The organism is Clostridium sp. AF27-2AA (genome assembly GCF_003478505.1).
In the GTDB taxonomy this organism is placed as follows: Bacteria; Bacillota; Clostridia; order Lachnospirales; family Lachnospiraceae; genus Brotaphodocola.
In genome coordinates this window covers 1-20,340 of sequence record NZ_QUFI01000003.1, presented here as the reverse complement: position 1 = coordinate 20,340, position 20,340 = coordinate 1, and the positions used below count along the sequence as shown (strand labels likewise).

At 46.1% G+C, this 20,340-nt stretch carries 20 protein-coding genes and 2 pseudogenes; 4 read left to right on the top strand and 18 right to left on the bottom strand.

The window, feature by feature from the left end:
- Positions 1-105: 105 nt before the first annotated feature.
- A pseudogene (locus DWY84_RS02685) lies at positions 106-513 on the top strand (FKBP-type peptidyl-prolyl cis-trans isomerase); the annotation flags it as partial.
- A gap of 93 nt (positions 514-606) precedes the next feature.
- Entirely contained in the window at positions 607-828 is a 222-nt protein-coding gene (locus DWY84_RS02680) for a flavodoxin family protein (protein WP_243024720.1), read from the top strand.
- 83 nt (positions 829-911) lie between these two features.
- On the opposite strand, the gene DWY84_RS17665 is transcribed toward DWY84_RS02680, so the two are convergent.
- The 10 genes and pseudogenes from DWY84_RS17665 to DWY84_RS02635 form a co-directional block, all read right to left on the bottom strand.
- Positions 912-1,466, bottom strand: a complete 555-nt coding sequence (locus DWY84_RS17665) for a PD-(D/E)XK nuclease domain-containing protein (RefSeq protein WP_243024719.1) — start codon at positions 1,464-1,466, stop codon at positions 912-914.
- A gap of 108 nt (positions 1,467-1,574) precedes the next feature.
- Positions 1,575-1,940 carry an MmcQ/YjbR family DNA-binding protein gene (locus DWY84_RS17660; protein ID WP_243024718.1) on the bottom strand — a complete coding sequence of 122 codons (366 nt, stop codon included), beginning with the start codon at positions 1,938-1,940 and terminating at the stop codon, positions 1,575-1,577.
- A 122-nt stretch (positions 1,941-2,062) separates the two neighbouring features.
- Positions 2,063-2,404, bottom strand: a pseudogene (locus DWY84_RS17655) (type IIL restriction-modification enzyme MmeI); the annotation flags it as partial.
- 72 nt (positions 2,405-2,476) lie between these two features.
- Positions 2,477-3,202, bottom strand: a complete 726-nt coding sequence (locus tag DWY84_RS02665; RefSeq protein WP_118530634.1) for a hypothetical protein — start codon at positions 3,200-3,202, stop codon at positions 2,477-2,479.
- 294 nt (positions 3,203-3,496) lie between these two features.
- On the bottom strand, positions 3,497-3,865 hold the full coding sequence (locus DWY84_RS02660) for a DUF4186 domain-containing protein (protein WP_118530632.1): 369 nt from the start codon (positions 3,863-3,865) through the stop codon (positions 3,497-3,499).
- Positions 3,866-3,894: 29 nt separating this feature from the next.
- Positions 3,895-4,419, bottom strand: a complete 525-nt coding sequence (locus tag DWY84_RS02655; protein ID WP_118530630.1) for a GNAT family N-acetyltransferase — start codon at positions 4,417-4,419, stop codon at positions 3,895-3,897.
- A 29-nt stretch (positions 4,420-4,448) separates the two neighbouring features.
- Positions 4,449-4,982 carry a hypothetical protein gene (locus tag DWY84_RS02650; protein ID WP_178716709.1) on the bottom strand — a complete coding sequence of 178 codons (534 nt, stop codon included), beginning with the start codon at positions 4,980-4,982 and terminating at the stop codon, positions 4,449-4,451.
- A 445-nt stretch (positions 4,983-5,427) separates the two neighbouring features.
- Positions 5,428-6,012: an SOS response-associated peptidase family protein gene (locus tag DWY84_RS02645; protein WP_118530626.1), complete on the bottom strand. Its 585-nt coding sequence runs from the start codon at positions 6,010-6,012 to the stop codon at positions 5,428-5,430.
- Positions 6,013-6,021: 9 nt separating this feature from the next.
- Entirely contained in the window at positions 6,022-6,336 is a 315-nt protein-coding gene (locus DWY84_RS02640) for a hypothetical protein (RefSeq protein WP_118530801.1), read from the bottom strand.
- Between the two features lie 22 nt (positions 6,337-6,358).
- Complete coding sequence (locus DWY84_RS02635; protein WP_118530624.1) at positions 6,359-7,621, bottom strand: DNA polymerase IV; 1,263 nt, start codon at positions 7,619-7,621, stop codon at positions 6,359-6,361.
- 177 nt (positions 7,622-7,798) lie between these two features.
- Here DWY84_RS02635 and DWY84_RS02630 point away from each other — a divergent pair, with 177 nt between their 5' ends.
- Entirely contained in the window at positions 7,799-8,779 is a 981-nt protein-coding gene (locus DWY84_RS02630; protein WP_118530622.1) for a hypothetical protein, read from the top strand.
- A 247-nt stretch (positions 8,780-9,026) separates the two neighbouring features.
- Positions 9,027-9,407, top strand: coding sequence for a VOC family protein (locus DWY84_RS02625; protein ID WP_118530620.1), 381 nt, complete (start codon positions 9,027-9,029; stop codon positions 9,405-9,407).
- A 232-nt stretch (positions 9,408-9,639) separates the two neighbouring features.
- Here DWY84_RS02625 and tsf read toward each other — a convergent pair whose 3' ends face one another.
- The 8 genes from tsf to citF all read right to left on the bottom strand — a co-directional run.
- The gene (gene tsf / locus DWY84_RS02620) at positions 9,640-10,578 is read right to left on the bottom strand and encodes a translation elongation factor Ts (RefSeq protein WP_118530618.1); all 939 of its coding nucleotides are present in this window, start codon (positions 10,576-10,578) and stop codon (positions 9,640-9,642) included.
- 102 nt (positions 10,579-10,680) lie between these two features.
- A complete protein-coding gene (gene rpsB, locus DWY84_RS02615) occupies positions 10,681-11,409 on the bottom strand; it encodes a 30S ribosomal protein S2 (protein ID WP_147522587.1) in 729 nt (242 codons plus the stop codon).
- Positions 11,410-11,633: 224 nt separating this feature from the next.
- Complete coding sequence (codY, locus tag DWY84_RS02610) at positions 11,634-12,410, bottom strand: GTP-sensing pleiotropic transcriptional regulator CodY (RefSeq protein WP_118530614.1); 777 nt, start codon at positions 12,408-12,410, stop codon at positions 11,634-11,636.
- 112 nt (positions 12,411-12,522) lie between these two features.
- Complete coding sequence (gene topA, locus DWY84_RS02605; RefSeq protein WP_118530612.1) at positions 12,523-14,613, bottom strand: type I DNA topoisomerase; 2,091 nt, start codon at positions 14,611-14,613, stop codon at positions 12,523-12,525.
- 45 nt (positions 14,614-14,658) lie between these two features.
- Positions 14,659-15,816, bottom strand: coding sequence for a DNA-processing protein DprA (gene dprA / locus DWY84_RS02600; RefSeq protein ID WP_118530610.1), 1,158 nt, complete (start codon positions 15,814-15,816; stop codon positions 14,659-14,661).
- Entirely contained in the window at positions 15,800-17,350 is a 1,551-nt protein-coding gene (locus DWY84_RS02595) for a YifB family Mg chelatase-like AAA ATPase (protein ID WP_118530608.1), read from the bottom strand. Before DWY84_RS02595 ends, dprA begins: the two co-directional genes overlap by 17 nt.
- Before the next feature lie 219 nt (positions 17,351-17,569).
- Positions 17,570-18,874 carry a 2-hydroxycarboxylate transporter family protein gene (locus DWY84_RS02590; RefSeq protein ID WP_118530606.1) on the bottom strand — a complete coding sequence of 435 codons (1,305 nt, stop codon included), beginning with the start codon at positions 18,872-18,874 and terminating at the stop codon, positions 17,570-17,572.
- Between the two features lie 105 nt (positions 18,875-18,979).
- Positions 18,980-20,340: citrate lyase subunit alpha (gene citF, locus DWY84_RS02585; RefSeq protein ID WP_118530604.1), on the bottom strand; the 1,361-nt coding region annotated here is incomplete at its 5' end.

Genomic DNA, 20,340 nt, shown 5'->3' with positions numbered 1-20,340 from the left:
GTCCTTTTCCTTTTTCCTAAAGTTTAGTATACTGATACGGAAGCTGCACAAAAAACAAGAGAGGATATCACAATTATGGCTATTACAGGACGCAATGTCGGCAAAACCTGCCGCACTCATTACAAAGGAACTTTTAACGACGGAACCCAGTTCGACTCTTCTTACGACCGCGGCGAGCCGCTGGAGTTTGTCTGCGGCGCAGGTCAGATGATCCAGGGTTTTGATGCTGCCGTGGCAGACATGGAAGTCGGTGAGGTAAAAGAAATCCACCTGATGCCGGAGGAAGCTTACGGTCAGGCAAACCCGGATGCTATCTTCGATGTGGAAATTGCGGATCTTCCGGGTTCTGAGGAGCTGCAGGTGGGCCAGCACATTTACCTGCAGAATCAGAATGGCCAGCATTTCCCGGTAACGGTTACAGCTAAGACTGAAAGCACCATCACCTTCGATGCCAACCATGAAATGGCAGGAAAGGAACTGAATTTCAAGATTGAGCTGGTAGAAGTAAAATAACGGAAACTATACAAGAACAGCGGGCTTAGATGCACCGCTGTTTTTGTAATATAATTTGGAGAGAAACAGATTGGAAGTTGAGAAAGGAAAACAATGAAAAATGTATTGATTATTTCAAGCTCGCCAAGAAAAAAGGGGAATTCACAACTCTTGTGTGAGCAGTTCAAAAAAGGAGCAGAAGAAAAGGGACATCAGGTGAAACTCGTCCGCATCATGGAGCAAAATATAGGGTTTTGCAGAGCTTGCGATGGCTGTATGAGAAATGGCGGCACCTGTGTTTTAAAAGATGATATGGCTGAGATACTCAAAATGTGAGCCCATGGCGCGCATACTAAAAATGGAGCCACGCATATTGCATGGCTCCCATGAAATTGTTCGTCGTATATTTGTGATTCTAGTTATTTGACAGGCAACACTTCCGTCATTGCCTTGCAGCGCTTTTTACAGAAGGCGATGCCATATAAACGAATATCTTTTCGGTTATCATTTAAAAGATATTCCTGATAATGCCGCTCATGAATCTGGGTAAGTGCCTTCTGACACGCCTGCTCCATTTCGTTAAAGCTTTTCACATACTTTAGTTCGATAACGATTCCAGCATCCGGATCATCCGTTTCCACAATGATATCCGCAAAGCCCTCTCCCGCCTCAATATTTGATTTCACAAGCCACTCTGCATTTCCAGTGAGAATACCAACGAGGAGATTATGGTAAGAGTTTTCCTTTTCTCCATTTATCCTTTTTGTATCAAAAACACTGATGGAATTACTGAGGATTCGGTTTAAATACTGTTCGATGTTTTCGACATTTCCTTCCTCAAGCGCTTTCCAGAAGGTTGTCAGCCGCTCTGCATTGCTGAAGATTGACCTTTTAAACCATTCGTTTATTTGAAGCCGGAAAACTTCACGGACCTCCCGATTCGGAATAACCAGACCGTAAGATTCATCTCCCATTCTTCCGACTTGCGTCAAATATCCGGTCGTGAAGAGCACGCTCCAAAGATTTTCTATGCCTTTCTTGCTGTTTTCAGTTTCTTATTATAACGAGTCCCTTCTGATCGGTTATACTCTTTTTTTCTTTACCGCCGTTGCTTGAAAGCTCCAGTCTATAAGGCTCTTCACCGTCTCATCATTCAATGATTCTTCCAGCAAAGCCGAAAGCCACTGTGTTTTGTTCATATGATAGGCCGGGAAAAATCCTGGTTGCTGGCGAAGATAGCTTGCAAAAACTGGATCGCACTTTACGTTCAGGATATCTACTTCGCCCTCACCTGGCAGACCTATTTTACTCCGGTCAATTTCCATAACAAGGCCATACCATTTGCCACTATCTGAATGACGCAGCACCGCATTCCAGTCGTGCCACGGATAATCCGGCTCTGTTTTATACTGCTTACGGCAGTACTCAAATACTTCTTTCCTGGTCATTTTTCTTATGCCTTCTTTTTCATTAATGCCTGATACATTTTCATCAGCTCTGCAACACAGCTGCTCTCTGTCGTACTCCGAATATCAAAACCATACGCCTGCATAACTGCTTTATCATTCTGCTAATGCGCTTTGCGGAGTTCTGGCAGCATTGTCAGTTCATCATAGAGATCCGCAAGGCTGCTGTCAGGGTAAAGAGAACGTGCATCTAAAATTCCGTGAGCCGTCTGTTCAATTTTCTTCTTCTGCTGTTCGGTCGGCGTTGGCCATGGGAAATTGTTATAAACAGCTGGAGAATAGCTATAGTCACTTTTTAACCGTCCACAAACCACACGCATCCACGACATATAAACATTAGACATTAAAACACCAAATAAATATAATGTTGCGTTTGGAATAAGATATAGTTTATTGCTGGCAATTACGTCGGGCGTGAGAAAACTAATTGGAATATATCTGCGGTTTTGAGAAGAGACTACGGAGCCACCCCATTTTTTGAGCTTGCATTATCTTTTTCTTGTTCGCTTTTCATTAAATCACTCCTCTGGAATATTAACATATCCAAAATGAAACTGTGAGTTACTTATAACTTGCTTGAGATTACTACCCGTACTTCCAACAACCATCATATTAGCACTTAACTTTGTTTCTTCACTAATATCAGTTATTTTTATCCATATCTTTCCGGTCTCGTTTTCTCCAAACTCCTCTGGGACAGCTTTTTTATCACCTGGACATCTAATATTATCTCTTGATGAAACAATTTCAAGAATCCTTGCAGAGTATTTTATATCATTCTCATCTCCACTAACTGCAAAAAGAATTTTTACAATTTCACCTTTTTTAATTATACGATTATAAAACTCAACCTTTTTCTTCTGCATTCCAGAATGAAGCGATTGTGTAGAAAACCAAGTATATCCCAAACCGTTATTATCACAATTCTTAATATAAACTCCAATCGTTTCTTTGCCATCAAGTGTATTTCCTTCTGTATCATAGGCTGTTGCCAACTTCATGAAAACATAATCATTAACTTCCCTCACATCAGAAGCTTCTGCAATCATCTGTCTTGCCGATTCTATTCCAAGCGCCTTCTTTTTTAATTCCGTATATAGTTCTTCGTCTTGGCTCAACATATAAATATCTAGCATTTCTGTTAGTGCAGTTGATTTCGTTATTCCTTTGATTCTACAAAATTCATCAAATATTCCTTGAGTCCGCTCATCAGCATAGATTGACATGTAACCTGGTCTAGCCATAATAACACCTCCATTTTTGTACCGCAAATCTCTATATAGGAATTGTAAAGCCTAACTCAGCTCATGTCAATAGCAATGTACCGCAAATCTCTATCAAGCAAGTGTTTGTTATTAAAACCTATCGAAATCCTTCTGCGTGGCCATCTGCGAATATCCCTTATACTCATCATTTCCGCTTTCTGCGTACATATCGTTCACTATCTCAATCGTAAGCAAGTCAAGGTCACGAATGGGCTTCTATCATATCACACAAACCACATTCCCGAAAGACAAAAGAAGCGGCAAGGATTTTCCTTACCGCTCATTCATCTCTTTCTGAATCCATGTCATGATCACATCCACCAAATACTCCTGCTGAATCTGGCTTAGTTCTCTTCCCGGCTGCATCTTGTGCCACTTTCGGATACATTCCCGACAGCAGGTTGCTGTAGCATGCTGCGCAATAAACACAGGATGGCCCCGCATCGGAGTCTGCTTCCCATCGTTTGGAATCACAGCCGGAGCTTCCCGCTTTGCAATAAAATCTCTAGCATGCTGCCGGATCGTCTCCAGCCCTTTTTCCCGGACATATTCTTTATCTTTTTCTTTTAGATGGAAGCTGCTGCGAAACTTCGAATTTCCCAGCCGTTCAAACAGTTGCGCATACCATTCATCTTTTGTCATTAGCCTTCCCATCTTTCTTGGTATTGCTTTTATAAAACATATTCATACATACTGAAAGCGATTTTTCCTGTTGACGGGTAATTAAGTTCTACATCGCCTTTGTACTGGAAGCCAAAGTTCTCATATAATCTTTTCCCTGGCACATTCCATGGTAATGTGTCCAGACGGATTGCAATATCTTTCTGATTTTTACAAACTTCCACTGCTTTCCCTAACAGCTTTTTTCCTACCCCTTTTCCCTGGCATGCAGGCGCTGTTGCGAGTAAATGTAACACAGCAATTCTATCATCTGAATTCTTCGTTTGCCAGTTCACAAACTGATATCCTTTTCCCTGGGAATGATTTAAAATAAATGCCCCAATAATCTCATGATTTTCTGTAGCAACATACAAAGTGTTTGCCCCTATTGCGCCAGCGATATCCGATAATACCGGGTAAACGCCTTTTTCCCATTTTGGACAATAAGGAGTTCCTTTCATTGTATCGACCAGCTGATAGTAAAAATCCAGAACCTGGTGTTCCTCGCCGTCTCTTGCCTTTCGTATCTCAATCATAGCTTTATCTAACGCTCCTTAATGATTCTCTAAAACCCCACTGCTTTTCTTTCCACGGCACTGTCCAGCACCGCTCTAAGCTCCGCTGCGCTGCCCACCCGGGCACCCTCAAAGCGGCCGTTGTTTCCATTGATCTCATTGAGCCATTTCACACCAATGCCGCCGGCCTCTTCCCAGCGGTGCAGGTTCGGCGTATGGTCATCAATCAGGATATCCGCAGCACAAAGTTTCCGATGCAGCATCGCCTCGATAAACTCTGCCTTATTCTTTCCGTATGGCACAAAGAGGCAGTGCGCGGAATCGATCTCCGGCAGATACTTGTCCAGCCACTTTTTCTTTTCCAGCAGCGCTCTGGTATCCGTGTAGTATGAAGACAGAATATAGATATTCTCTCCACACTTCATGGCATCACGCATAAAATCAAGCAGTTCCACTTCTGGTTCCAGATCTGCATAGTATCCAGGCCTTCTGGTTTCCTCAACAGGAACATCACGCCATTTTGCACTGGTTCCGTCCATGTCAAAATAAACCCGCATATCATTTAATCCCACTTTTTTCTGCATATTCTCTGCTCCTTCTTCTTCTAAACTTTTCCACTTTTCTACAAAAAGAATATGGGAAACAGCTGTCAAAATAAAATCCCAACCCAAAAGAACCATCTTCCCGAAGTCAGCATAAAAATTCCATAAAAGAAACGAAAAAGGAAATGGGTCCTTGCGTTGGCCGTTCACGCAAACATCTGTTCTTTATCATAACAGATTCATCCGGCAGTAGCAAGTATGTGAGAGAAGGTATTCTTTTTTGTGCATGCGTTTTGGGATTTTTGTATGTGGATGGAAAAGGGGGAAAAAATTATCCAGATACTGAATTCGTTTTCAGTTCCATATGATCTATTTGATCATGCCTTCTACAAAGCAGCCAAGCAGTAAATCTGCCACGCTGCCGTCATTGAAGAACATCCGATATTATGGCATTTTATTGGCTATTTATTTTGCAGATCAAATAACGCTATATGATAAAAAGTGACAACTGCTCGTACTCCTGCTTGTGCTCCAAAAACGGAGGTGTTTTCGTGAGAAGCTTTTCTGCTGCATCAAAACTCTGAATCCAAGGTATGATTTCTTCCGATGTAAGTACCAACGGCATCCGATCATGGACAGGGGATACAGAGTCATTTGGAGATGTTGTCAGGATGGTGAACTGCTTTTCTTTCGCAGTTGGCTGCCAGATCCCGGCCATGTAGAGAATTTTTGACTGGGGCATTCTAAAAGAGACCTGCTCTTTCGCTTTGTTCCACTCGTAAAAACCTGCTGCAGGAATCACGCATCTGCAATGCCGCATACTATCCCGAAAAGACGGTTTAGAAAGAACTGTCTCTGCTCTTGCATTGATAAGTAACCCCTCCTGATACTGCTGGGTAAATCCCCACTGCATCTGTTCCGTGCGCACCTCCTTCATTCCCATCAGTACCACCGCCATATCCGTAGGGCGCACATCGCCGCGCGTCACCTTCAGCTTGGAATCATCTATCTGCTTACAAATCTTTTTGATTTCACGCCACATTTCATCGTCTACAAAATATCTTCCGCACATATCATTACCTCACACCAGCATCACCCACTTACAGGCCTCTAAATAAAAAATCAGCTTGAATTCCCGGATCAGCCCGCCAATCACAGCCTCGCAGCCGTACTCCCGGCTCGGAATTCCCGAATAATTCTTATCCTCTGTATACTTCACCAGAATATCTCGAACTGTCTGGATGTCTCCGTTATCGTCCTCAAATTTGAAATACTGCGGCATGGCCTTACCGGTCGCTGTGAACCAGGTTGAGCAGGCGATATGATACATAGTCCCCCGTGGTATCCCACTGTCCACCTTAATTCCATATTTAGTCGCATCTGCAAATCCAGGCATGCCCATCAACTGCCTCCTTTTATTATAATATCCGTTCCTTCGTATAATCAACCGTTCGTTTCTCTCTACTGATACCGCCAGCCATATGATCCACTTCCATATTTCCTGCTGACGGCAAAAAGCATGCCCTCTTTATGCTATCCATCCCATACTTTTTCCTAATCCGATCCACCGTTTTTTCCATTCTTTTTGCTTTTTCATAGTCCACGGTATCGAATAGCTGCATCTGACGATATTGGTCTGTTGTGACGCTGCTGGTGTGGATTCCGAGGTGCCGCAGAGGAGTGCCGTCCCATAGTTCTGATAGGCACTGACAGGCGGCATGGTAAATTTCCATGGTAAGATCTGTTGGCACAGAGAGTGTAATCTGATGACCATAAAAACGCAAATCCCAGTCTCGGAGACTGATAGAAACAACGCAAATCTTTACGCTGTCTGCTCTCAGCCGGGCGGCAATGGTTTCGGAGAGGGATAAGAGATACTGCTTTGCGATGCCTGGCTCTGTAATGTCCTGCGGGGTCGTGAGGGAATTCCCATAGCCCTTGGCAGGCGGTGGTGTAGCAATCACTGCGGTTTCATCTATTCCGTTGGCATACTGCCATATAAGCAGACCTTGCGATTTCATGTGAGCTTGTAAAATGCCAGGATCTGTTGCAGCTAATTCACCTATTGTATGGATTCCCAACTTCCGAAGTTTATTAAGCGACGCATGTCCAACATAAAACAATTCACTCACAGGAAGAGGCCACATCTTCGTTTGGATTTCTGATTTCCAAAGTGTATGAACTCGATCTGGTTTCATGAAATCAGAAGCCATCTTTGCCAAAAGTTTATTCTCCGAAACTCCGATGTTAACAGTAAAACCCAGTTGTGCGTGCACTCTGTCCTTGATTTCATGAGCTGTTCGTTCCGAATCATCACAGCAACCGGTCATGTCCAGAAACGCTTCATCAATGCTGTACTGTTCAATCTTGTCTGTGTATTCAGAGAGCAGTTTTATGAGGGCTTTTGAGGATTTATTATAGAGATCATAATTTGGCGGTACCAATGTTAAATCTGGACATTTTTCTTTTGCAGAAACAACCGTTTCTCCAGTCTGGATGTGAAATTTCTTTGCTGGGATGGATTTTGCAAGGATAATACCGTGCCGTTTTTCCTGATCTCCGCCCACAGCACTTACCATCTTTCTCAAATCCTGTTTTCCGCCCAGATGATGAATCCGATAGCAGGCTTCCCACGATAAAAAAGCTGAATTTACATCTACATGAAAAATGACCCTCTTCATATCCGCTCCTCACAGCCGAACATCCGTTCTGTTTTATTCTAAGCTTTTACCTTACAGATGTCAAGATGGGAAATTTAGGCAATATGCGGTTTTTATATGGTATTTGTGCAACGCCCTGTATTTTATGATAGAATGAAAGCATAAGAAAGAATTTACAGGGATAGGGGGCTTGTCATATTGAAAAAGCGCAAGAAAGTCTTTTTATGGATTGCTGTTGTAATACTGGCATTGTGTTTGCTGACATCACTATTCATGAAGTCTGGTATTGATGCTTCTGGGATAGATCTATTCTTATACAAAATGAGCGGCGCATCATTATTTTTGATTTGGCTGATTGGTCTTCTCATTAAATTGGATGTCTTCCATGCTAAAAAGAATATTCCTTTGGTGAAGAGTAATCATATCGGACCGCACATTATATTCTGGGTAGTTTTGGTAATCGTCTCATTCATTGCATTCGGAGTGTTCTACAGCGCCACCAGCCCAGATTTTAAACTTGCTATGGAAAAGGTAGATGCCAGCAAAACCGATACTAATAAGACCATAGATACCATAAATGACCAGACAGAAGCGTTATCAGAATCTGCTGATATGAAAAATGAGGAAAATACATCAGCTCCAGAATCTTTACCTGAAACTGAATCTGCAAACGAAGAAACAGATAACAGTACCACTTCCAAATTAATAGAAGATGAAACATATTATTTTGATGATGCTATGTTTACAATTAATGGCATACAGCTGACTGTAAACAGCATAACGCTTCATAGAGAATACAAGCCAGAAGGATACAGCCTGGAAGTAGCATATTCATTGCTGAACCAAAACACTACAGACGCTACCTTTGAATTTTCTTCTCAATCTGGGAATGATTTCATTCTGGAAGGGCAAAAGGCGAGAATGACAAAACAGGCAACTCTTTCTAAACTCCATTGCACTGATTACCATCTAAAACCCAAGGAGGAAGTAAAATCCCTCATTGGTGATTTCTACGCATTTTCGAGTGCAGCCGGAAAAATGATCAACGGCGAAAGTTTTGAGGCGGTTGATATATCGAACGCTTATACCGGTCAGAAGCTGACGATTCATTTTCAGATTAATAGTATATGTGATGGACAAACAGAAACTATGGCGCTCTCTTTTGATATTAATCTGTAAAAATCACAAAGGCCGAGGTTGGAATTTCAATCTGCCTCGGCTCCTTATTCCATATTCACCAGATGCTCTGCTGTCGCTGCCCGTTCCGGGCGTTAATCATCTCACCCGCCATCATATTACGCCAGACATTGCCGAAACATTGTACAATGTTGTAATGTCATCTTTTCCGTCATCTTTCCAGTAAATTGTTTTTGTGGTATAATTTGGGGAGAAACAAATCAGAAAGTTGGAGAGAGGTAAACACACCATGAATTTAAAAAAGGTTCATCACATTGCCATTATTGGGAGCAACTATGAGCAATCAAAGCACTTTTATGTGGATTTGTTAGGTTTTTCTATCGTTCGAGAAAATTACAGACCAGAACGTGATGATTACAAAATTGACCTTCAACTCGATGATATGGAATTAGAACTTTTCATCATTAAAAATTGTCCGAAACGCCCCAGTTATCCAGAGGCTTACGGTCTTCGGCATCTTGCCTTTGCTGTAGACTCGGTCGATAATACCGTAAGAGAATTAAATAAAAGGGGCATCATAACTGAGCCGATCAGACTCGATATTTACACAGGCAAAAAAATGACATTCTTTTATGATCCTGACAATCTTCCCTTGGAAATTCACGAATAAAGTATTGCAGTAAAAGATGTGCCCTGTTTTAGACTGTAATTTTATAATTTCCAGTTTGGAGCAAGATTCCGTACTAAGTTATGACATCTATTCTATACTATCTATCACAGCGAAATTCACAAAGAAAAAGCCCGGGAACCCGCATAAATGCTGGATTCCCGGACTTATAACATTTCTTATCAAGTTCTACTAAGCTGTCAATTTTAAAGGTTAAGAAAATGCGAAATTCGCATTAGTTACCCATCTGCTTTGCAACTTCCTCTGCAAAGTTCTCTTCTTTCTTCTCAAGGCCCTCACCGGTCTCAAAACGAACGAAGCCCTTAACAGTGATGCTTGCACCGGTCTCTTTTGCGACCTGAGCTACGTACTGAGCTACGGACTGCTTTCCGTCCTCTGCCTTTACGTAGGTCTGGTCTAACAGGCAGATCTCTTTCAGCTCTTTGTTGATACGGCCCTGGATCATGCCCTGGATCACCTTCTCCGGTTTGGAAGCTTCCTTCGGATCGTTCTGGATCTGAGCCATCAGGATGCTCTTCTCGTGCTCGATGAAGTCAGCGCTAACCTCGTCACGGCTGGTGTATTTCGGATTCAGAGCTGCGATCTGCATAGCGATGTTCTTGCCCATCTCTTTTACAGCATCGTTTACAATGCTGGTCTCAACGTCAACCAGAACACCGATTCTGCCGCCAGCGTGGATGTAGGAAACAACAACACCGTTCTCTTCTACAACCTGCTTGAAACGACGGATGTTCATGTTCTCACCGATGATGGAGATCTGAGAAGACAGAGCCTCTTTTACAGTCAGGCTCTCGTCTGCTGCCCACTTCTCTTCCATGAAAGCGTCCATGTCTGCTGCGGTGGTGGTCAGAGCCTGTGCTGCAACCTGTGCAACGTAAGCCTGGAACTTAGCGTTCTTTGCAACGAAGTCGGTCTCAGCGTTAACCTCAACAACAACTGCCTTCTTCTCGTCCTCGGTCAGAGCGGTTGCTACGATACCCTCAGCTGCGATACGGCCAGCCTTCTTCTCTGCGCCGGCAAGTCCTTTCTCTCTTAAGAACTCTACTGCCTTGTCCATATCACCGTCGGTAGCTGCAAGAGCCTTCTTGCAATCCATCATACCTGCACCGGTCATTTCTCTTAACTCTTTTACCATTGCTGCGGTAACTGCCATTGTTAATTCCCTCCATTTTATATTTTGTTTTTATTTTCTTTTACAAACAAAAATGCTCCAACCTGCCGCATAAGCTGCAGGTCGAAGCACCTTATTTCTCGATTAAGCCTCGGTGGTCTCCTCTGCCTCAGCAAAGTCAGCCTGAGCCTCACCCTGGTTTGCCTCGATTACTGCATCTGCCATCTTAGCCACGATTAATTTAACGGCTCTGATTGCATCGTCGTTACCCGGGATTACATAGTCAAGCTCTTCCGGATCACAGTTGGTATCAGCGATACCGATTAACGGAATACCCAGAGTATGAGCCTCCTGTACGCAGATTCTCTCCTTCTTCGGATCTACGATGAAGATAGCATCCGGCAGTTTCTTCATTTCTTTGATACCGCCAAGGTTCTTCTCCAGCTTCTCCCATTCTTTCTTGATCTCGATAACTTCCTTCTTCGGCAGTACATCGAAAGTACCGTCCTCAGCCATGGTCTCGATTGCTTTCAGTCTTGCGATACGGCTCTGAATGGTTTTGAAGTTGGTCAGCATACCACCTAACCATCTCTCGTTTACATAGAACATACCGCAACGCTCAGCCTCAGTCTTGATTGCATCCTGTGCCTGCTTCTTGGTACCAACGAAAAGGATGGTGCCGCCGTTTGCAGCGATATCAGATACTGCGTTGTAAGCCTCGTCTACCTTACCTACAGATTTCTGTAAGTCGATGATGTAGATACCGTTACGCTCGGTGTAGATGTACGGAGCCATTTTCGGGTTCCATCTTCTGGTCTGATGTCCGAAATGAACACCAGCTTCTAACAGCTGCTTCATAGAAATAACGCTCATGTTTGTTTCCTCCATTTGGTTTTTTACTTCCGTCTGCGTCTCGTACTTCCTCCGGGACCACAAGGCACCACCATCAGAATCAGCAGACGTGTTTTTTGTCAGCTTTCCTAGCATACCATAACTGCCAGGGTTTGACAAGGTCTTTTTTCACAAAACAGAAAAAACAGAAAAAAGAAGAAACAGATTCCGCACCTGCTTCTTCTTTTCTATATTGTTTTGATTTTTTATTTGGATGCCTTGATGTTTTTCAGTTCATCAAAAACCACATCATTCAATACCTTGATGTAGGTTCCCTTCATACCGGAGGATCTTGACTCAATAACCCCTGCGCTCTCGAACTTACGCAGTGCATTTACGATGACCGACCGGGTGATGCCAACACGGTCTGCAATCTTGCTGGCTACCAGAATACCCTCGTTGCCGTCCAGTTCCTCAAAGATGTGGGTAATAGCTTCCAGTTCGGAGAAGGATAAGGTACTGATGGCTGATTTTACAATCTGCACTTTTCTGGTTTCTTCCGCGTTCTCTTCGTTTACGGAACGCATCATTTCCAGACCAACTACGGTTGTGCCGTACTCACTTAAAATGATATCGTCAATGTCGTACTGCTCATCACACTTGTAGATGAACAAGGTACCAAGACGCTCACCTGCTATGTCGATTGGGGTGATGATCGCCTGATATTTCTTTACGTTTTCATCTGCAAAACCGAGGGTTGCAAGGTTGACGTTTTCTTTTGTGGAAAGGATGCTGAGCAGACGTTCATTCAGCATACGGTCCACGAAACCACCTACCTGATCCTCAATCAATTCCTCAATCTCATCCACACCAGGGCAAAGACCTACGCCAAGAACCTTTCCCTTCTTACTGATTACCAAAATATTGGATAACAGGATCTCGCTCAGAACTTTACAGATGTCGTTGAATACCACTTTATGGGAATTGTTGTTATGCAGTAACTTATTGATTTTTCTGGTCTTATCAAGAAGCTGTACACTCATTTCAAAAAACCTCCTCAATTAATTGATATTCGTTTTCATAACCTTCTCTAATATCTAAATATTAGCACGATTTTGAACGAATAACAAGAGTTTTTTGAAATTTTCAATTTATTTAATCATTGGACTGTTTTTCTTTGATATTTTGAGTGTAACCGCACTGCTCATTGGAACAGAGAAGCTTGCTGCCCTTCTCTACCATATAGCTGCCGCACTTCGGGCATTTCTCAGCGGACGGTTTCTGCCAGGACATGAAATCACATTCCGGATTATTCTCACAGCCGTAATAACGTCTGCCCTTTTTCGTCTTTTTGATCACAATATCCTTGCCGCACTTCGGACAGGCCACTCCGGTCTTTTCCAGATATGGCTTGGTATTCTTGCAGTCCGGGAATCCAGGGCAGGCAAGGAATTTGCCATGGGGGCCATACTTGACTACCATGTTGCGTCCGCAGACATCGCAGATCACACCAGAAACTTCATCGGCGATTTTCACAGACTCCAGAGTCTTCTCCGCAGTGGCTACCGCCTCATCCAAATCCGGATAGAAGTTCTCGATGATCGTTTTCCATTTTACAGTTCCGTCTGCCACCTTGTCTAAAAGAAGCTCCATGTTTGCGGTAAAGCTTAAGTCCACGATACTCGGGAAGCACTTTTTCATAATGCCGTTGACTGCCTCGCCCAACTCTGTCATGTACAGGTTCTTATTTTCTTTGGTAACGTAACGTCTGGCCAGAATGGTGGTGATCGTCGGCGCATAGGTACTCGGACGTCCAATACCCTGCTCCTCCATGGCCTTGACCAGGGATGCCTCTGTGTAATGAGCCGGCGGCTGGGTAAAATGCTGGCTCTGCTTTAATTCAGAAAGAGGAAGCACATCTCCGGTCTCCAGCTTACCAAGGAGTGCGTTTCCTGCCTCCTTGTCATCCTCCTGCACATAGACAGACATAAATCCATCGAAGGACAGTTTGGACGCTGCCAGGGTAAAGAGATAATTGCCTGCTGCCACCTTCACGGAAGTGGTCATGTAGACAGCCGGCTGCATACGGCTTGCCGTGAACCGTTTCCAGATAAGCTGGTATAAACGGAACTGGTCGCGCTGCAGGGAATCCTTCACCATGGTTGGTGTCAGGGTGATATCAGTCGGACGGATGGCCTCATGCGCATCCTGGATCTTGCCTGCAGAGTGCTTGGCCTGTTCCTGCTTTAACACGTAATCCGTACCAAAGGTATGCTCCACATATGCGCGTGCTGCCGCATCGGCCTCGTCCGCAATTCGGGTAGAATCCGTACGCAGGTAAGTGATCAGACCGATGGTGCCATGCCCTTTGACATCTACGCCCTCATAAAGCTGCTGGGCGATACGCATGGTCTTCTGGGTGGAAAAGTTCAATACCTTGGAAGCCTCCTGCTGCAGGGTACTGGTGGTAAACGGAATCGGCGGTTTCTTGCTGCGTTCTCCGTACTTTACATCTTCCACTACATAATCCTTGCCCTCCAGAGCAGCCAGGATCTGATCCAGCTCTTCTTTTTTATGAATGGCAATCTTTTCATCCCGGGTACCGTAAAATTTCGCGTTTAAGGTCTTTTTGCTGCCCTTCTGGGAGAAATCCGCCTCCAGATTCCAGTATTCCTCCGGAATAAATGCTTCAATCTCCTCTTCCCGGTCACAGATCATGCGAAGTGCCACGGACTGTACACGTCCTGCGCTCAAGCCCCGCTTTACCTTGGCCCAGAGCAGCGGGCTGATGCGGTAACCCACCATACGGTCCAGCATACGCCGGGTCTGCTGTGCATCCACCAGGTTCATATCGATAGCACGCGGAGCCTTCAAGGAAGCCTTTACCGCATTTTTCGTAATCTCATTAAAGCTGATCCGGTAAACCTTTTTATCCTTCGCCTCATCCAGCTTCAGAGCTTTCATAAGATGCCAGGAAATAGCCTCTCCCTCACGATCCGGGTCCGTTGCAAGATAGATCTTATCTGCTTTTTTCACTTCTTTGCGAAGCTTTGCCAGGATATCTCCTTTTCCGCGGATTGTAATATACTTCGGTTCATAATCATGCTCCGCATCAAATCCGAGGCTGCTCTTTGGTAAATCTCTTACATGTCCGTTGGAAGCATCCACTTCATAAGTCGAACCAAGAAATTTCTTGATGGTCTTAACCTTAGCCGGTGACTCCACAATCACTAAATTATTTGCCATAACTACTCCTAAATACCGGATCTCAGAAAGCCCTGTTCGCAGCTTTCAGATCTTTTTTCCATAATAGTGATTCGCTGTACGAAACACATAGCCCTGCAGCTCCAGCTCCAGCAAAATCCCCATACATTCGCTGATGCTCATGCCGCACTGGTCTGAAATTTTTTCCAGATGTTTCGCCTTGAAATCTAGGCAAGCATACACCATTTTTTCCGGCTTTGCAAGTGCATTTACATTTTTTTCATGAATAATTAACCTTTTCCCGCACTTTACACCAAGATATTCCAGGATATCATTTGGTGAAATTGCCATATGGGCACCCTGCTGGATTAACCGGTTGCAGCCCCCGCTCAGATGGTCAGTTATCCGCCCGGGTACGGCAAAAATCTCTTTTCCCTGATCCAGGCCCAGCTCGGCCGTGATCAGGGAACCACTCTTTTCTTTGGCTTCTACCACCAGAATGGCATCGGAAAGTCCGCTGATAATCCGATTGCGCATGGGGAAGTTCATTTTAAGCGGTCCCGTATCCAGAGGGAACTCAGAAATAATACCACCCCGGGTGAGCATCTGTCCGTACAGCTTATAATGTGCCGAAGGATAACAGATATTCACACCGCAGCCAAGAACCCCGTAGGTATCTGCTCCGGCCCTTAATGCCCCGCGGTGGGCTGCTCCGTCAATTCCGAGCGCCAGTCCGCTGATAATCTGCACCTGCTCCTTCGCCAGAAGCTCCGCAAAGGTTTCCGCAAGCTGGATCCCATATTCGGAACAGCCGCGGGCCCCAACGACAGCTGCTGCCGGAAGGTGCGGATCCGGAAGCTTCCCGCGCACATAAAGTCCCATCGGATATCCATGAATATGGCGGAGGCGCTCCGGATATTCTTTATCCAGCGGAGTCACGAACCAGATTCCCCGCTCTGCCAGTCTTTCATAATCCTCCAGATGCTTCGTCAGATTCTTTTTTGCACCACAAAGTGCCTGAATTTGTCCTTCTCGCAAAATCCCGCTTTCTCTGAGTGCTGTTTCTTCTATATTAAATAGGTTTGAAAATCCACCGAAAAACTCTCCCAGTTCCTGAATGGACACCGCCCCAAGCGATGGAACCTGACTCAGACAATACAGCATTCGGCGCTCCTGCTCCAATGCTGCAGCTTCCGATGCCGATGGGCCCTCTTCCACAGCTTTCTGTTCATGCCTGACCGCCATCCGTTTCCTCCTTTCCCCAGTACCGTTCCTGCAGGTCCCGGTACCCGGCCGCCTCCTGCAGATGCGTCCGTTCAATCCGCTCCTTGCCCTCCAGATCTGCCAGCGTTCGCGCCACCTTCAAGATCTTGTGACAGCCTCTGGCGCTCAGTCCCAGCCTGGCAAATATCTGCTGCAGGAAGCATTCTTCTTCCTCCTGCAGACCGCAGAAACGGCGGATTTCACGGATTCCCATCTCACTGTTTGTGTAAATGCCGCTGCCCGCATAGCGCTCACGCTGAATGGCACGGGCCTGCTCAATTCGCGCACGAATGGCTGCCGAGGACTCGTTTTTCTGGTTTATCCGGATATCCCGGTAGGTGACTGGTGCCGCCTCCACACAGATATCAATCCGGTCCAGCAGTGGTCTGGAAATGCGCCCCAGATACCGGCGTACCTGCTGTTTGGTACAGCTACACCTGGACCGGTCCGGATAGTAACCGCAGGGACACGGATTCAAAGCGGCTGTCAGCATAAAATGCGCCGGAAAGGTGAATCTTCCATTCACCCGTACCACAGTAACGCTATGTTCCTCAAGAGGCTGGCGTAATATTTCCAGGGTCTTCTTCTCAAACTCCGGCAGCTCATCCAGGAATAAGACACCTCTCGACGCAAGCGAGATTTCTCCAGGCTTCGGCCATATGCCTCCGCCGGTCAATGCCTGGGCACTAATGGTATGATGCGGTGCCCGGTAAGGTCTTGTTCCGACCAGTGCATGCCCCTCCGGCAGCATACCGCAGATGCTGTACACCTTAGAGACCTCCAGCTGTTCCTCCCGGGACAGTTCCGGCATGATCGTAGGAATCCGCCTCGCCATCATGCTTTTTCCGCTTCCCGGAGGACCAATATAAAGAAGATTATGGCCTCCTGCCACCGCAACCTCCGTTGCACGCCGCATAAGCTTCTGGCCATTCACCTCACAAAAATCCACCCCGTAAGCCGCCTGTATGCCTGATAAGTCCGATGCGCGTTCAAAGCATATCCTATCCGGCTCATTTAAAAACTCCACAACTTCCTGCAGGTTTCGGATCTTTACAATCTCCATACAGTCTGCGGCTACTCCCTCTTCCACATTTTCCTCTGGAAGAAAACAACGCTCCAGCCCCTTTTCCGCCATGGCAAGCACCATGGACAAAACACCTCTTACAGGCTTGATTTTTCCGTCCAGCCCAAGTTCGCCGAGAAAGCCGGTCTGCTTTAAACCAGAAGGCATCACAATACCGTATGCTGCCAGAACCGCTATCGCCACAGGAAGGTCACAGGCTGTTCCCTCCTTTCTTACATTGGCCGGCGAAAGATTTACCGTAATTTTCCTCGCAGACAAATGAAATCCTGCATTCCGCATAGCTGTGCGAACCCGCTCCTCTGCCTCCCTTACCTCGGAGGCCAGGGAACCGACCATATAAAAACCAGGCAGGCCGTCACTGACATCTGCCTCCACCTGAACTACGTAGCCGTCAATGCCGCGCAGTCCTCCACTGTATACTTTGCTGAACAAAAATAAAAGCTCCTTCCTTTTCTTCTGTATTTGTAACTTCACTATATCCATGGAAAAGGAAAAGAACCAGATTTTTTTACCGCAAAATTCGCCAGGAATGGTAGAATCGAGGGCAATGCAGGAACATACACCATTTCGTATCAGACAGCAGAAAGAGCAGAACCAAAGTCCTGCTCTCTCTGAATACAATATTCTATTTTATCCTTTGTATGGGGCCGCTTATTTCAGGAATGCGCCAAACAGGATACTTGCAATGATCAGTACGATACCGCCGCCGAGACGGGAAGATAACTGTGCGTATGCGATCAGACCCATTCTGTCGCAGGCACCAAGTACTGCCAGGTCACCGGAACCACCACGGTTAGCCATGCAAAGGCCTGCCGTGATAGCGGAATCGATCGGGAAGAAGCCTACCAGGTAACCAACCAGGGCGGAACCAATGATAGCACCGATTACGATAGCCAGAGCAATCACTACATTACCAAGCGTGATAGCCTTAGCCAGCTCGATGATGTTGGTATCTACACCTACACCTACCATGATGATCAGGATCAGGTTTGCGGTGAAGAAGGACTGCAGTTTCTTTGCTGCTGCGCGAACATTATCCGGAACAATACCAGCTGCTGCTACTGCTGCAACGAAGATAATCATGTAAGCAAACTGATGAATTGCGGTACCAAAGATGGTCGGAAGGATGGTCTTTGCAAACAGTCTGCCCAGTGCGTAGAAGCCGATTGCCAGGAAGAATGCGCCGCCAAGGTCTTTCATGCTAACTTTAACGGCCTTATCCTCGGTAGCGAAATCGCCGCCGTTACGGATCAGCTGGGTGCCATCACCCGTCCAGCTGGTCTTTTTCTCACCAATCTTCTTTAAGACTGCTGCGGTGAGGATTGCGAAGATGTTTGCAATGGTCAGAATGGTAATTGCAAAGGAATAATAGTTTGCCGCTGCGTCACCTGTTACAGTCTCATAAATCTGGCTTAAGGGAACAGCACCTGCGCCGTTACCACCACCCATAATCGGGCATACATATTTCAGAACAATATCAACCGGGCTTATACCAAATACAAGACCTGCTGCGATTCCTAAGATGGCTGCGCCGAACAGACCGCCGAAGATAGCCGGAATGTAACCTGCGAAGGAACGGATCAGAAGCTTTCTGTCCAGTGCCAGGATGGAACCGGTGATCAGGAAGATAATGAAGAAGGAAAGGAAATCTGCATCATCCATGATCATGATCATGCCGTCTGCATACTTCTGCGGAATCAGGTTGTAGGTGAACAGGAATGCAGATACCAGGAAGGTCATTACCAGACCGCCGCCGATATAGCTGTTCCAGAACGGAATACGCTCACCAACCTCATTACAGATCAAACCGATGGATAACATTAATGCGAAGCATCCTGCAAGATCTGCAGAAAGAGCTCCGGTTGCTGCTGCTGCGATTACGATCACAGCGATTGCTCCGGCAAGCCACCACGGCATACCGAATGTCTTCAGACTAAAACCTTTGTTTTCAGCCATTTGAAATACCTCCATATGTAAGTGTATTGGGTCTCCCCTTTTATATCAACCCGGCGATTCCCGGCGCCGGGTTCATATCATAACAATCCATACCTGATTTGATAATCAGTCTTTGAACTCGTAGTCCTTGATCTCACGGACAACATCCAACACCGTGCCGTCACGGCTCTCGATGATACCAACCACGCGGTCACCAAACTGTACCGGATCCGGCTCACCTACGATGGCATATGCCTTGTCACGCAGCTCCTCGATGGTGCAGAACGGAAGCTTAACGTCCTTCATACACTCGATCAGATCCTGTCTGCGCGGGTTGATCGCAATGCCGTAATCGGTGATGACAACATCTACGGTCTCACCCGGAGTGGTTACGGTGGTTACATTGGTACAGATAGCCGGGATTCTTCCCTGCAGAAGCGGAGCAATGACGATGGTGCACTTTGCTCCTGCTGCGGTATCCGGATGTCCGCCCTGGGCTCCGGTGATCATGCCGTCGGAACCTACGACTACATTACAGTTGAAGTTTACATCAACCTCAAGGGATGCCAGGATCACGAAGTCAAGCTTGTTGACGTAAGCACCCTTGTTGAACGGATCTGCATACTCGGATGCGGAGATCTCGATGTGGTTCGGATTGGTCTTGATGGACTCAATGGCACCCATATCGAAATCCTGGGTATCTACGATCTTGTCGATGAGACCCTTCGCAAGCAGGTTGCACATCGGAGTAGTGATACCACCGAGGCCAAGTCCCATCTTAATGCCGCGCTCCTCCATGATCTTTCCGAGAGAGATGGTGGATGCGATGGACGCACCGCCGACACCGGTCTGATAGGAGAAGCCATCCTTGAAGTACGGGGTGTTGATAACGAACTGGGTGCAGTAATCTGCCATCATGATCTTACGGACATCGGTGGTCGGTTTTGCTGCGCCGGTTGCAATCTTGGCCGGATTTCCGATCTCATCTACGACACAGACGAAATCCACCTGGGTCATGGAGATGCTTGCCGGGATGTTCGGGAACGGTACGAGGCAGTCAGTGATTGCTACGACTCTGTCTGCGTACTGGGCGTCTACCATGGCATAGGATAATACGCCGCAGTCGCTCTTTCCGCCATTTGCTCTCATGTTGCCGTACTCATCACAGGTCGGTGCTCCGATGAACGCGATGTCGATATGAACCTCACCGGACTCAACGGCTCTTACACGGCCGCCGTGGGAACGCATGATCGCGATGTCTCTTAATTTACCAGTGGAAATCGCCTCACCGATCTTACCGCGCACACCGGAAGACTGGATGCCAACGATGGTGCCGTCCTCGATGTACGGAACGATCGGGTCATTTGCCTTGCCAAGGGAGCTTGCGCAGATGGTAATGCCCTTGATGCCCATCTTGTGGATCTCGTCCATAACCATATTTACTACATAGTCACCCTCACGGAAGTGATGGTGGAAGGAAATGGTCA